The organism is Methanomassiliicoccales archaeon, assembly GCA_038850735.1.
GTDB lineage: Archaea > Thermoplasmatota > Thermoplasmata > Methanomassiliicoccales > JACIVX01 > JACIVX01.
Map to the genome: position 1 here is coordinate 151044 of JAWCLO010000002.1, position 13731 is coordinate 164774.

A 13731-nucleotide genomic window follows, 5' to 3' on the forward strand; every position below is an offset into this window, starting at 1 on the left:
TTTGATGCGTACCCCTAATGTGTTTGTTCTTCTATATTAATATATCGATCAAAAACCTATTGAACTTATTTAGTTTTGACGTCTGTACATAAGTCTCCATTCGCTATACGCATCATCAAATGAATGACTCGAAATAACCAAATCCAAAAAAATCAAGTGTTCTTTAATTCTCCTTTCGACTAGATCATCTGGAATTTCTCGGCCGGCCGTAATGTAATATTTCATCTCATTTCTCAGAATATCAAGAGGTAACATGGGCATGTCGACAATCACCTTCCTCACCTCGATGCCTTCAGATCTAAGTGATGCTTCCAAATCTCCAGATGAATCCACGCAAACGGCACTGTCTGTAATCTCAGATTTGAGCTTTCTAGCGTCCGTTTGAGATTCACGCCTTGAGATGTCAATTTCTTCATAGATCAATTCTTTCCATTGATTAACATCAATTCTACCTGCTCGTGATCGAAGAGCTAACAACATATACTCAATCGCGATTTGCCGCTCACAGTCAATTGATGAAATATCTCTGTAGCATCTAATTTTCTTACTGGGTGCAATCAATGAGATTCCCCTGATTAACGGTTCCCATGAGGTAATCAGCCTTTTGTCTTCTGGAAGCCGAATAACTCCGGAATCTTCCATGTCTCGAACAATTTCGTAAAAATCAAAACCTTGTCTTAAGGCTACGATGGCATCCTCCCATGCCTTTGGAAGTGGTAAGAAAATTGAATTCCACTTCAATTTCTCGAGCACCTCAAGCACTTTTCTCTTCGACCAACTTGTCTGTACGGATGATATCAGGGTGATTCCCTTATGCTTTAATTCTTTCGAGGCATCTCCCGTATTGTTTTCCATGTTACGTTTATCCCTCTTGCGAATGCATCTATTATCATATGTTCGCAAATCAATACAAATTCTTTTCGCGTCAATTCAAATTCTTAACTGAACATGTCAAAGATCCATTGTATGTTTCCGATACGAAAACCTTAAGCCAACAGATTTAAAAATGACTGGATACTCATATTTCGATATGCAATGCATATCTTATCAAAAGCCCTAGGATGAAAGAGACCAGTGCAACCCCCAGACTCACAATCAACATATGTAGAAATCTTTTGCTGAATTTCATATCCTTGGCAATGCTGAGGTGATAGTTAAAAAGAAAGATGAGGATTACGGCATTAAAAACAACGATCGGCAAAGCGGTGACCGACGGAATGCCTATTAATAGAGGCCAAATGAGTATAACCAGGGTTATCATATATGCAACGACCGTATACGATGCAGCTCCCAGAGGCGTCTGTTGATTTTCCTCCCAAAACGCCGCGAGGTACTCGGAGCTTGCCAGACTTAATGATCCCACCGAGCCTGAGATAAGTGCAATAAAGCCCACAAGTCTGCTTTCATGAAAGATAAGTGAAAGACCTATTATCTCGCCAGTGATCTCCACCACGCCGTCATTTATCCCTCTGATAATCGCACCTGTGTACCTGAGCCTTCTTTCATCTATCAAATTAATCAGATCTTCTTCATGCGACACTTCGTCTTCAAGTAGACTGTTGATTCCTTGATACTTTGATTGCCGTATTTCATAGGAACGTTGAGCCTGCTTTTCATGGCGCTCCATGAGTTTCATTGAGAAAGTGATGCCGAAAATCCATGACAGTACAGTATAAATCAAGAGTTTCATCCTGCGCGGTTTCACTTCCTTTTCCGAAATATCTTTCCAGTATTCGTAGTGAGCTAACTCATCAGCGGCTATCGACTTGAGAATATCTCTATTCCTTTGTCCTTTCGCTGATTTGGCTAATCGCTTGTAAAATTCGTGAAGAGTGATTTCGGTCTTTTGGAACTCAAGAACTTCATCCTGGATATCAGATTTATCCATCTATTAATGGATTTGCAATTAGTGGTATATTTTCTTTGGCATCTGAGCCTTTTCGTGCACTTCCTATGCACTTATTCTTGAAAAAAATCGAAGGAAATGATTTTCCGCGATGAATGATTAATTTTTTGCAAAAGAAATGTCGAATGGCATGTATCGCTTTCATCAGTCCAAACAAATTAATTCGAGGCGGAGTTCATTTTGGTGTTATCCTCTGTTGACCTAGGTATTCGATCTCGCTTGATCAAATTGCCAGCGACTATACAATTCATCTTTACAAGCATAGTATTGCATTTGAAACTCTGCCATTGAAAAACCAATATCCCTTCATATCGATCCGATAAACAACCGTTGGTTCTATAATGAGATGCCCGCTCACCTCTGAATTATTGTTCAGAACATAAAATCCTGGCCTAGGTGATTTGCTGGCATACATTTTCGAAAGAAATTTTGAGTGTGACGGTTTCTTGATTCTGGTAACTTTGACCACTATTTCAAGCCACTTTTCAAGTCCCTGTTTCGATTTTAAAGACGAGAGTTCATCAAAAATGAATTCCTTATCTTCTTTCGTCAAGCGCGTATTTGTATTTGGATGAGAATGAAATCCGCCGATGATAGCAAGTCCTACAGCACTTACTGTGCTGTGTAGGCGATTTCTTGCTGCAAGATTTCCATATGTTACGGACGTCCTCCCACGCTGAGCGGTCTGTATGGGATAGGCTATGTCGATCGCCAGACACGATCTAAATCTGCTCGAAATGGATCGCCTTTCTTCATGACCAAGGAGTAGGCCCATCGATTCTGTACCAGGAATCTCAACAACGGACATCAATAGAGACGAAAAGGCGCTGGGCTCGAAGATCACAGGTGGATTACGATTGTGGACCAAGGTACCACCCCTTAGAGCATCTCACTTATCCAACCTACTTGTGAGAGATATTAAAAGTTGTGAATATCCAAAATATAGCGTTTCTTTTGCCAATAAGTAATCCAATTCAATTTCTCGAATAAGAGGATGTAACTTGCGGATCGATTCAGGGAGGAATTTTGGGGTCTCCCAAACGATTCCTTTCAACCACTGAATCAATTATGTATCATCCTTAATAAATAATATAATTGATCTGCTGATAATGTGTGTCTGATATGATGTACGAGAAGCTAGATCACACCGCGGATGTGATGATTAAGGCGCGTGGCTCAAACATTGAAGAATGTTTTGCAAACGCCGCATATGGCATGTTTGATCAAATCGTCGAAGCCAATAAAATAGATCCAAAAATCGAGTACAACATAAGAGTCGAAGCCGAGAATACAGAAGCACTGCTTTACAATTTTCTTTCAGAACTTCTTTATATTTTTGACACGAAGAAGCTTGTGTTCTCAAAGTTCAGTGTGAAATTTGTAGGCAATGCACTTATCTGTACCGCCTGGGGCGAACAATTTAATCCGCATAAACATAAGCCCAAGAAGGAGATCAAAGCCGTAACCTATCATATGATGACTATTAACAAAGACGAACCTTCCGTAACCGTTCTTTTTGATATATGAAATTGAATATAAGTCACTTCGTTTAAGCCTTTGAACGCTAGGTAATTTCGGGGCGACAATTAAGTAGTGTTGGAGTGCAGCGCGCACGAATAAATTATGTGAATGAATATCCGATTCTTTACTCTTTTTCGGTAAAATTAATACAGGCCCGCAAAAAGGTTATTGAGATCGAGCTCATTGCGTTTGGTGAATGCCGGACGAATTTTGTGCGTTCCTGGTCTTTGTTCTCAATAGTAGATAACCATAGTATGTGACTGCGGAAGGGGGTCTCCTCTGGGAGATACTCTAACTGCAATTATTGCATTCACGCGAAAATATAGATTAATTAGGCTATTTCATTCATACCTCCAAACCGCATTATCTTGGTTGGAATCCGCTCTGCGAAGGAATTTTCGACCGTGGCTAACTGGCCTCCGACCTTTCCTATTTACGGCTCGAATAATTATTTCATACACAAAACTTCATCATTTTCTTCTAGCACGATTCATGTCAATAGAAAAATGGCATAACTCATTGATTTGAGCCATTATTGGACGCTTTCGATATTATTATTTGGAAAAGTAACATAGATTAGCACTTCGCTGATTGATGCAAAACAAAAAAACAATGCTGATTATGGAACCAGTTTGCTTTGGGGAAAATATTGAATGCGCCATTGATTGCAGAAAAACTACGAGCATCGATGCAGAAGTTCAATCTATTAAATCTAAACGCTAAGGTATCATTATTGACAATTTCATAAATTCATTGACCTGGCATAGAACTAAATAGGTTTAGCAAACTTCCGCGACTTACCGCCTTGTTTATTAAAACGCCTAAACAATAAAGTGATGAAATCGGCATTCGAGTATTCGCTGCTACTCTATCCGCAATAGATTAAAGGCCCTTATGCATTGTCATAATTTGCCGAAAAGAACATAGGGCAAACATATTTGAAACAGATTGCGGCCTAGCCATCTGATTCAGAATAAAAATTGTATCGAGGGGTGTCCAATGAATAATGTAGAACTGGTTCTGGAAAAAGGATCAACATATATCATCAAAGAAAAGACACCCAAATTAGCGTACCGCATTTTTTCCAATGCGATTGGAGACGGGGCTTCTGGAATCATCATAACCCGCATTTATCCTATAAAACTTAAGAAGCAATTTGAAATAGGTTCTTCAACGATATATTGGCTGACCAATGTAATAGCAGATATGGCACTTAGACCCAAAGATCTAGAAGAGTTGAGTTTTAAACTGGAGAGGTTCATTTCTACGCATGAAAACCCGATTGTAATTATTGATTGTCTCGAATACCTAATCACGAATAACGATTTTACAACAGTCTTGAAATTTGTGCAATCAATAAGAGATCAGATTACGATAAGAAACGCAATTCTACTGATTTCTATTAACCCTCTAACATTGGATTCACATAATCTTAAATTGCTCGAAGAAGAAGCGGATTATATCATTTAGGCAATATGAGAACAGCATGTTTAGTTCCTTGGTTATCTCATGACACGAAATTCTTTTCAAGGAATGCGTTCGAGAAGTTAGGCTCTCATGAGTAGTTCTTGTTTCTTTAATATAACTGAAACTTCGACTCGACTTTACTCGATTCCAAGAATGATTCTATGAAGAACGTCGATCGTCATTCCAAGAATTCTGCCAGCGTCCTTTAGATGGTGATAAATCTCCCTTTTTTTGATTATGCCTATTGGATCGTCAGTTTCAAAGATAGTACTCATTGATTCAATGTAAATCGTTTCAATTTTTCTTTCACTATTCCGCATCTTATGGATCATGAATTCAGGTAATTTCTCATTTCGCTTCATCAAGGATATCGCTTCTGCCAGAGTAGATGTTCCTTCATATAGACATTCAACCATCGTTACGATTGGCCCATCTGGGTTTATCCCAAACGCCTTCATTTCAAGTGCCGTAGAAAGCGAATAATTGAGGATATAATCCATCTGGCGGGAAATCGTGTAAATATCCTGCCTATCAAATGGTGTCACGAAACTTTCCATCAGCTTGCCTTCCATATCGTATCTCATTTCATCCGCTTTCTCTTCAATTTGCTGAAGTAGTCTCGGGGCATCTATCTCGCCAAACTTAACCCACTCCAAAAGCACACGCACCCCCTCTAAAGTGATCTTCGCTTGATCACTGAGCATTTTGTAAAAATCATACCGTGGAGGAAACAAGACATCTACGATTTTCCCCCTTGCGCCGTCGCTATCTCTTCTCGAACTATTCTTTGCGTTCTTACGAAACATCATTGTCACCTAAGTAGAGATCCATCTCAATTCAAATGAATGAGTTATCACTTCCGCCTAAATGACGGTCAACATTAAGGATAATAAACCCGATATTAACATTGTGATGGGGAATGTTAATAACCATGAAACGAAAATTTCCTTCCCAAGAGTCCAATCTACCATTTTTGCATTCTCTGCGGTGCCGATTCCGATGATGCTCGCAGAAACCACGTGAGTGGTCGATACTGGTGCTCCTGCAATCGTTGAAAATAAAACTGCTGCAGTTGACACCGATTGCGAATTAAGGCTGTGTAGAGGTCCTATGCGGTAGATTTTTACTGCAAGCGTCCTTACAATACGCCACCCACCAAACATCGTTCCTACGGCCATCGCTAATGCGCATGCTAATCTTATACCGAGATGAACGTCTGATTGTACTAGAAATCCACTTGATGCGAAAACGATCATAATTATACTAATCTGTTTTTGTGTGTCGTTAGCGCCATGACTGAAAGAAAGAAGACTTGCGGTTATCCATTGGACTTTTCGAACAGATTTGTTCGCGGAACGCGTCGATTTCCGCAATACCATTGTTGTTGTCTTCATGAGCAGATAGCCACCTGCGAGGCCAACAACTATCGAAGTGGCAAGCAATACGAAAACTTTTAGAATACCATCTAGAGAAGGCGATGGAGCCAAAACCGAATCAATACCCCAATTCAGAGCTTCGATTCCCCCTACAGGAATGGTTGCACCGATCAATCCGCCGATGAACGCGTGGGTAGATGATGACGGTAGTCCATACTTCCAAGTTATGATATTCCAAACAACCGCGCTTAATGTCGCACTAAATAGACATATCACGAGAAGTTGAGGATGTGAAATAAAAGTTAGAGATTGAATAGTATACACCACAGCACTACCCCCAACGAGTGCACCGACGAGATTTGAAACAGATGCAAGTAATACAGCTTGTATAGGCGTTGCTGTTTTTGATCCAATCAATGTAGCAATTGTTGAGCTGGCATCATGAAACCCATTTGTTGCACAAAAAAACAGAGCCAAGATTACTACAATGAAAATGAAGACGACATTGACGGCGGATTCCACATGAAAGTGATAAGTTACTAGTTATCTTTAGGATATCGGGATATTGAAGCATTCATCGTTTTCGAATCTAACCATCTGCGCAAGGAATATCTGCAACTTTCGCTTAATTTAATCATTTGATTCTAATGATAAAGAGCAGTTTTCTTCGAAATTTCGAATTCCTCAACTATATTTATGGCGAAAGCAATTGCAAATTCAGATGAAGCGCGATGTTGTAGGTGTAGGAGCTCTTAACGTGGATTTCATTTATGAAGTCAATAGGTTAGTAGTTGCAGAGAAAAGTTATGTCCCAGGTTCAGAAATCTTTGAAGATAAGAGACGATTCCGTCGTGTGAAAGAAGAGCTTGATCAAACTGGTAAGCTTGTAAGAAGAAGCGCGGGCGGTTCGGCTGCAAATACCGTTTATGCACTTGCCAAAATGGGGTTCAAAACTGGAATTCTTGGTATAACTGGAATCGATGAATTAGGAGATTTCATACTTTATTCCATGAATGACGTTGATTACTCGCATGTGAAACGACTTGATGATACTGGCGTATGCTTATCTCTTGTCTCAAGAGGGGAGCGATCCTTGATCGTTTTTCCCAATGCAAATGACATGTTTTCTATTTCGATAGAAGATATTGGATATCTGAATGAGTCCCGAATCGTTCACATGAGTTCTTTTGTGGGAGACCGTGGATTGAATGAACAGAAGAAAATTGCAAAAGAACTGGATGCCGGCGTTATGCTTTCATTCGATCCGGGCGAAATCTACGCAAGAAAAGGTTTGAGAGCCATCAAAACAATTCTGAGACGATGTGACATTCTTTTCATCAATGAGAGGGAACTGCAATTGCTAACATCTAATGATGTTGTGGAAGGATCGAAAATGCTTTTGGAGACAGGTCCTGAAATTGTTGCGTGTAAAATGGGAGAAAAGGGTTCGATCATTGTGACTGATACTGATGAAATCACCATCTCTCCAACCAATACAGTGGTTGTTGATAAAACTGGCGCAGGCGATGTCTACGATGCGGGTTTTTTGGCAGGAATCCTTATGGACTGGCCAATTGAAAAATGTGGTAATTTTGCATCTTTCGTCGCGGGAAGAAGCATCGCTTATTATGGAAGGGACGGGTATCCAGATAAAGATACGATAAAGATATTCGATGGCGTGATGTAAATGGTATTGAAAATCGGTTGGTTTTCAACGGGAAGAGATGCGGCAGCACGCAATCTTTTAAAAACTATTGTGAAGAAGAAGGATGAGGGTTTTTTTGACATAGAAATTGCCTTTGTGTTTTCAAATTGGGAAGAGGATGAGGATCCAACCCATCCAACATTTGAAGATCGCCGCAGATTTTGCAAACTGGTTCGGGGATTTGATATCCCGCTCGTTTGTTTGTCTTGGAAGAAATTTCGACCAGACCTCCGTCTAGAAAACAGAGAAAAATGGAGAAGTGCATATGGTGAAAAAATGAGAGAATTAATTTCTCCATTTCCTTTCGATCTCGGCGTTCTCGCAGGCTACATGCTTTGGATGGATAATGAATCCTGCAAAATCTTCAACCTCATCAATTTACACCCGGCATTGCCAGGTGGGCCAAAGGGAACGTGGCAACAAGTTATCTGGCAACTCATGGAATCTCGGGCAGACCGACAAGGTGCGATGATTCACTTGTGTACCCAGGAATGGGACGAGGGGCCTCCACTCACGTTCTGCTCATTTTCTCTGCGAACTGCAGAGTATGAGGTTCTATGGGAGCAGTTCGAAAGGAAGTTAGAATCGGTAACTCTAGCGGAAATAATGAGGACTGAAGGAGAAAATGAACCTCTCTTTGCAAGAATACGCAAAGATGGCGAGATTCGAGAGATACCATTGCTTGCATATACTTTGAAGTATTTCGCTGATGGCAAACTTAGAATCAAAGATCGAATGATTTATGAAAAAGAAAGACCTCTTGCTGGGGCGTATGATTTAACTGCGTTGGTGGATCACGCGGTTAAAACAAGAGAATTTGAGGTGTGATCCTTGGAATTCGACCTGCTCGACGAACTAATACCTGGTGAAAACAGGCAATTCGTTACGGATGGAGAGGGGCCTATTACCAAAAATGACAACGCTTTCGAACTTTGCGCGGCTTTTATTGAAAATGGGGAGAAATTTTTCAGTGTAATCAGCAGATACGATGACGTGCTTAGTGATGTTTTTCATAGGCAGGGATACAAAGCGGGAGATACACTCCGCCTTATTCTTCCTTTTCTCAAAGCGTATGGAGTGACAAATCAGAAAATGATCGAATTTTCAAGATCCGACATATTGCTAGTACCTGGCGCAAAGCGTACGATGCGATTTGTTAGGGAGCTTATGCAGTCTTTCATTGTGAGTACAAGCTATGAACACTATGTGAATGCGGTGTGCGAGGCGATTGGATTCCCGTTTGAAAATACTTATTGCACTCGAGTTAATTTGGATTCCTGCAAGATTGACTCATGGGAAGAGAACATCTTGAGAAACTATGCTAAAGAAATCGCTTCAATGGATGTCATAGAAATTCCACCAAATGCGAAAAGACTAGAGGACTTCAACAAGAAGGATGAAGAGACAATAAAAAGGCTCGACGAGATCTTTTGGGAGGAAATGACGGATCTCGCTTCATACGAGCTTATCCTCGAAGTCAATCCAATTGGTGGAGAAGAAAAGGCCGCGGCAATTCTAGATGTATGCAGAAGGACAGGTATTGGCATCGAAGATACCATGTATGTCGGTGACAGCATAACCGATGTAGAAGCGTTTAAGATGGTAAGAGAGGCCGGTGGTGTCACGGTTTCATTCAACGGAAATTCCTATGCGGTTAGAAATGCAGAAATTGCCGTCCTATCGCACGACACCGTCGTGACCTCGGTACTTGCGGAAACTTTCTACAAAGGGGGAAAAGAATCCGTCTTAGAACTCGTTGAGAATTGGAATCTTGAGTACATCAGAAAAATGGGATATGTGCATGAATATCTGGTGAAAGAACTGATCAAGGTATTTCCGGAAAAACTTCCGCTCGTTGTTAAAGTGACTCCCGAAAATATGTCCGAGATCGCAGCACTTAGCTCGAAGTTCAGGAAAACAGTGAGAGGGGAAGCAATAGGCGCACTTGGATGATGCAACACATCCTGTACTCGCGAAAGCGAGATAAATGATCTGGCTAGCCCGGAAAGATTTATTCTTAATCTTTGCGGATATTGATCTCGGCAATATATGATTATGCTCTGTAATCAGAACCCGGTAAGAAAAGTGCTCCGGTCGGGATTTGAACCCGAGTCTTCGGCTTTCTTTCGGAATTTATCCGTCGAAAGGCCGAGATGATTGTCCGGACTACACTACCGGAGCGAGAGGCAAGCGTTCATGTGGAATTTTATACTTAAATCTTAGCAAAGTGCCCTATGGTTTCATAGAAGACAGCTGAATAGGTTATTTGTTGAAACCTAATTTGGATAATGTAGGTGGAATCGCATCGGTTTTAAAGGAATGCTCGATCGAAGCTATTTTTAAAGCTTCTAAGTCTGATGTTGCCATAGCATTAAATAATCGATTATGATATGACACAAGAAGCTAAAAGGTTCAAGTGGAGGATTCAATTGAATCACCACAATTACCACCTCGAGGAGGATGAAGAACTGGATGAACAGGGCGAGGACGTATTACGATCCCCTCTCCCAAATAGAAGAGAAGGGGAAATGTTTGGCATAGCTGATCAGCTCCTCGGGGGATCGAGGATTAGAGTTTTGTGTGCAGATGGAAAGGCCAGAATGGGTCGGATACCAGGAAAAATCAAAAAACGCATGTGGATAAGAAAAGGAGACCTGGTTATCGTCAAACCTTGGGATTTTCAGGATGATAAAGCTGACATCCTTTATCGTTACACTAAGACTCAGGCCAATTACTTAAGCAGAAAGAAAATTCTTCCAAAGAATCTTGATATTTTCTAATCAATTGGAGTTTAACCTATGAACAGTAAGGAATCTCTGGCTTATATCGAGAGAGAGCTCGAGAAACTGCGCCAGAAGAATAAGGGTATAGAGGATCGGAAGGTACTCGATCAAGTCTTTGATAAAGATACACTCCTTGCAATTTATAAATTGATGAGTGATGGGGTCTTTGAAACTGTCGAGTTTCCCATCTCAACTGGCAAAGAAGGAAATGTATTTCTTTGTAAAAGGGAAGACGAGAGCTATGTAGCGCTCAAAATATACAGGGTAGCTACAGCTACCTTCAAGAGAATTTCTAGTTATATTGAAGGTGACCCTCGATTCAAGGGATTATATGGCAATCACAGGAAGATCATTTTTGCATGGGCAGCCAAGGAGTTCAGAAATCTCCAGAGATTCTATGAGGCTGGTGTGAGGGTGCCACATCCAATCAGATTTTACAAGAATTTGCTTGTGATGGAATATATAGGTACAGAAGAAGCGCCAGCGCCACTCATGAAGGATGTTACCCTGGACGATCCTCAGGAAATTTACGAGACCTTAGTAAAATACATGAGATTATCTTTTCAGAAGGCTGAGTTGGTCCACGGAGATCTCAGCGAGTATAATGTGCTCATTCATGATAACAGTCCAGTGATCATAGATTGCGGCCAGGCGGTGTTAATTGACCATCCAAATGCTAGAGAATATTTAAAAAGAGACATTACGAATATTAATGAGTATTTCAAATCTAAAAAAGTTAAAACTCTCGATTCAGATGAGATCTTTAAGGTCGTTATGGGTGAGGGACTTGAAGATTCTTAGAATACCAGCAGAACGCGTCGGAGTCCTCATTGGCAGAAACGGCGAAACGAAAAGACTCATCGAAAATAGGACAAAAGTAAAGCTTCAGATAAATTCAGACGGCGAGGTTGTTCTCGATGATCACGAAGTGGAAGATCCTATCATGTCCCTGGTCGTCGTAGATATAGTGAAAGCAATAGGGAGAGGATTCTCTCCGGAAAGAGCATTACGACTCCTCGAAGAGGATGAATATCTGGAAACAATTGACATCAGAGAATTTGTTGGCAAAAAGAAAAACCATGTCACGAGGATGAGGGCGAGACTCATCGGTACAAAGGGGAAAACCAGGAAAATCATAGAAGACCTCACTGGCGCTTCCATTTCTATTTACGGAAACACCGTATCTATAATTGCAAATTCTATCCAAATGCCGATTGCAAAAACGGCAGTTGAAATGATCCTGAGGGGAAGTGAGCATGCCACTGTTTACCGCTATCTTGAGAGATCCAGACCCTATCTCCGGATTGCTGAAATGGGATTTGATTGATGCACTTGCCCCTAATTCTATACGCCAACGTATTTCGCTTCAAAAACGAGGGACAGGTTGCATTATTACCGTAACAGTATTAAAATCGATTAAATGATTCAGGGTCACATGCACGATTTACTATCAAAGGCGCAGCTCGCACTCAAGAGAGATTTATGCGACCACTGTCTCGGTAGGTTATTTGCTCAAGTCAGACGCGGATTAACAAATAAACAACGTGGAGAATCCCTAAGAATGGCTGTGGCCTTACACAGTGCGCTAATTGGTAAAAATATTCCATCTCATGATCACTGCTGGGTTTGTGGCGACCTTTTCTGGGAATTAGATCGATTCGCGGAGGCTGCGATCAAGAAGCTTTCATCGTTGGAGTTTGAGACTTTTCTCATTGGAACGAAAATCGACCCAGAGATCGTAGAGAGAGAAGAGCGGTTATGGGGGGAGGTTGGAGGAGAATCTGCTGAAGCTATCAAAAGTGAGCTAAATAGAGAAATAGGCAAGCTGGTAGAGATGAAAACGGGAAAACAGGTCGATTTTGATTCACCAGACGTTATTGCAATTATCGATACTCGGTTCGCCTCTGTTGAGCTTGAGATATCACCACTGTTCATCTTCGGGACGTACAGAAAGTATTCAAGAGATATACCTCAAACCCGTTGGATTTGTTCTGTTTGCAGAGGTAAAGGATGTGTACGTTGTCAATTTAAAGGTAAATTATATCAAACAAGTGTTCAGGAACTTATTGGCGATCCGATCATGAGAGCTGCGGGTGGAGTAGATCATTATTTTCACGGGATGGGGCGTGAAGATATCGATGCTAGAATGCTTGGGAATGGAAGACCGTTTATCATAGAGATTAGAAAGCCTAAGAAGAGGAAACTCGACTTGCCAAGCTTGGAGAAAATTATCAATGAATCTGCAAATGGTCTGATTGAAGTCCTTAACTTGCGCATGTCATCTCGATCTGAGGTAAGAAAAATTAAGGATGCGACACCCGATAAAGTTTATAGAGTCGAAGTAAAAATCGATGGCAAAATTAATAAGGAGAAGATTAATGAGGTAGTTCAATCACTCAAAGAAATTCCTATCACTCAACGAACACCGGTCAGGGTCGCTCATAGAAGAGCCGACAAAGTGAGAAAGAAGAAAATCATTGATGTCCACATCGCTGATATGAATGACGAAAACATAATCCTCATCATAAAGGCTGAGGCAGGAACATACATCAAAGAATTTATACACGGCGATGGTGGAAGAACGAAACCGAATTTCGCAGAAGCTTTGGGAGTACCCTGTGAGGTGAAATCGCTGGATGTGATAGAAATCGCTTACGACACTGGAGAGGAATGATATGGTCAAAGCGTCGAAAGGGCCAAGATGTAAGTCGAGGAACATACTCAAAAAGAGTCCAAGGGAGAGAGGTCTATCGCCGATTACCCGTGAATTTCAGAAATTTGAAGAAGGAGACAAAGTGAGTATTCTAATCGACTCCAGTGTTCATCGGGGCGCTCCTGATATCAGATTTCATGGAAAAACAGGCACCATTATTGGAGCCCGAGGTCGAGCTTATGTTCTCAGCGTAAAGGATGGAGATAAGTACAAGACAGTAATCGCAAGACCTGAACATCTGCGAAGAGCATCATAGGCGG

15 protein-coding genes and 1 tRNA gene are annotated in these 13731 nt (G+C 41.1%); 10 read left to right on the forward strand and 6 right to left on the reverse strand.

Annotated features, from left to right (window positions below; translation table 11 throughout):
- Positions 1-69: 69 nt before the first annotated feature.
- From QW087_02170 to QW087_02180, 3 genes are all read right to left on the reverse strand, one after another.
- Positions 70-855, reverse strand: coding sequence for a hypothetical protein (locus QW087_02170; GenBank protein ID MEM2943531.1), 786 nt, complete (start codon positions 853-855; stop codon positions 70-72).
- Between the two features lie 163 nt (positions 856-1018).
- Complete coding sequence (locus QW087_02175; protein MEM2943532.1) at positions 1019-1888, reverse strand: VIT1/CCC1 family protein; 870 nt, start codon at positions 1886-1888, stop codon at positions 1019-1021.
- A 271-nt stretch (positions 1889-2159) separates the two neighbouring features.
- Positions 2160-2774 (reverse strand): hypothetical protein, encoded by a 615-nt coding sequence (locus QW087_02180; protein ID MEM2943533.1) that lies wholly within the window; start codon positions 2772-2774, stop codon positions 2160-2162.
- Positions 2775-3028: 254 nt separating this feature from the next.
- On the opposite strand from QW087_02180, the gene QW087_02185 reads away from it, so the two are divergent.
- Both QW087_02185 and QW087_02190 read left to right on the forward strand, forming a co-directional pair.
- Positions 3029-3433, forward strand: a complete 405-nt coding sequence (locus QW087_02185; protein MEM2943534.1) for an archease — start codon at positions 3029-3031, stop codon at positions 3431-3433.
- Between the two features lie 993 nt (positions 3434-4426).
- Positions 4427-4897: a DUF835 domain-containing protein gene (locus QW087_02190; GenBank protein MEM2943535.1), complete on the forward strand. Its 471-nt coding sequence runs from the start codon at positions 4427-4429 to the stop codon at positions 4895-4897.
- A 134-nt stretch (positions 4898-5031) separates the two neighbouring features.
- On the opposite strand, the gene QW087_02195 is transcribed toward QW087_02190, so the two are convergent.
- Positions 5032-5700, reverse strand: coding sequence for a DUF47 family protein (locus QW087_02195; GenBank protein MEM2943536.1), 669 nt, complete (start codon positions 5698-5700; stop codon positions 5032-5034).
- A gap of 57 nt (positions 5701-5757) precedes the next feature.
- A complete protein-coding gene (locus QW087_02200; protein MEM2943537.1) occupies positions 5758-6792 on the reverse strand; it encodes an inorganic phosphate transporter in 1035 nt (344 codons plus the stop codon).
- A 199-nt stretch (positions 6793-6991) separates the two neighbouring features.
- On the opposite strand from QW087_02200, the gene QW087_02205 reads away from it, so the two are divergent.
- From QW087_02205 to QW087_02215, 3 genes are read left to right on the forward strand one after another with little or no spacing between them, the layout of a single operon-like run.
- The gene (locus tag QW087_02205) at positions 6992-7957 is read left to right on the forward strand and encodes a PfkB family carbohydrate kinase (GenBank protein MEM2943538.1); all 966 of its coding nucleotides are present in this window, start codon (positions 6992-6994) and stop codon (positions 7955-7957) included.
- A complete protein-coding gene (locus QW087_02210; GenBank protein MEM2943539.1) occupies positions 7958-8803 on the forward strand; it encodes a formyltransferase family protein in 846 nt (281 codons plus the stop codon).
- Positions 8804-8806: 3 nt separating this feature from the next.
- Positions 8807-9928: an HAD hydrolase family protein gene (locus QW087_02215; GenBank protein MEM2943540.1), complete on the forward strand. Its 1122-nt coding sequence runs from the start codon at positions 8807-8809 to the stop codon at positions 9926-9928.
- A gap of 133 nt (positions 9929-10061) precedes the next feature.
- On the opposite strand, the gene QW087_02220 is transcribed toward QW087_02215, so the two are convergent.
- Positions 10062-10156: transfer RNA gene (locus tag QW087_02220), tRNA-Glu, on the reverse strand.
- Positions 10157-10404: 248 nt separating this feature from the next.
- Here QW087_02220 and eif1A point away from each other — a divergent pair.
- The 5 genes from eif1A to QW087_02245 all read left to right on the forward strand — a co-directional run bounded on the left by eif1A (position 10405) and on the right by QW087_02245 (position 13727).
- Complete coding sequence (gene eif1A, locus QW087_02225) at positions 10405-10755, forward strand: translation initiation factor eIF-1A (GenBank protein ID MEM2943541.1); 351 nt, start codon at positions 10405-10407, stop codon at positions 10753-10755.
- A gap of 18 nt (positions 10756-10773) precedes the next feature.
- Positions 10774-11559 (forward strand): serine protein kinase RIO, encoded by a 786-nt coding sequence (locus QW087_02230; protein MEM2943542.1) that lies wholly within the window; start codon positions 10774-10776, stop codon positions 11557-11559.
- Positions 11546-12085: a KH domain-containing protein gene (locus QW087_02235; GenBank protein MEM2943543.1), complete on the forward strand. Its 540-nt coding sequence runs from the start codon at positions 11546-11548 to the stop codon at positions 12083-12085. The genes QW087_02230 and QW087_02235 overlap by 14 nt, the downstream gene beginning before the upstream one ends.
- 93 nt (positions 12086-12178) lie before the next feature.
- Positions 12179-13432, forward strand: coding sequence for a tRNA pseudouridine(54/55) synthase Pus10 (locus QW087_02240; protein ID MEM2943544.1), 1254 nt, complete (start codon positions 12179-12181; stop codon positions 13430-13432).
- A gap of 1 nt (position 13433) precedes the next feature.
- Positions 13434-13727, forward strand: coding sequence for a 50S ribosomal protein L21e (locus QW087_02245; protein MEM2943545.1), 294 nt, complete (start codon positions 13434-13436; stop codon positions 13725-13727).
- Positions 13728-13731: the final 4 nt, after the last annotated feature.

Bases quoted from the DNA above. Each gene is read 5' to 3' on its own strand.
- QW087_02170 (MEM2943531.1), bottom strand. From the start codon at position 855: ATGGAAAACAATACGGGAGATGCCTCGAAAGAATTAAAGCATAAGGGA.
- QW087_02175 (MEM2943532.1), bottom strand. From the start codon at position 1,888: ATGGATAAATCTGATATCCAGGATGAAGTTCTTGAGTTCCAAAAGACC.
- QW087_02185 (MEM2943534.1), top strand. From the start codon at position 3,029: ATGATGTACGAGAAGCTAGATCACACCGCGGATGTGATGATTAAGGCG.
- QW087_02190 (MEM2943535.1), top strand. From the start codon at position 4,427: ATGAATAATGTAGAACTGGTTCTGGAAAAAGGATCAACATATATCATC.
- QW087_02195 (MEM2943536.1), bottom strand. From the start codon at position 5,700: ATGTTTCGTAAGAACGCAAAGAATAGTTCGAGAAGAGATAGCGACGGC.
- QW087_02205 (MEM2943538.1), top strand. From the start codon at position 6,992: ATGAAGCGCGATGTTGTAGGTGTAGGAGCTCTTAACGTGGATTTCATT.
- QW087_02210 (MEM2943539.1), top strand. From the start codon at position 7,958: ATGGTATTGAAAATCGGTTGGTTTTCAACGGGAAGAGATGCGGCAGCA.
- QW087_02230 (MEM2943542.1), top strand. From the start codon at position 10,774: ATGAACAGTAAGGAATCTCTGGCTTATATCGAGAGAGAGCTCGAGAAA.
- QW087_02240 (MEM2943544.1), top strand. From the start codon at position 12,179: ATGATTCAGGGTCACATGCACGATTTACTATCAAAGGCGCAGCTCGCA.
- QW087_02245 (MEM2943545.1), top strand. From the start codon at position 13,434: ATGGTCAAAGCGTCGAAAGGGCCAAGATGTAAGTCGAGGAACATACTC.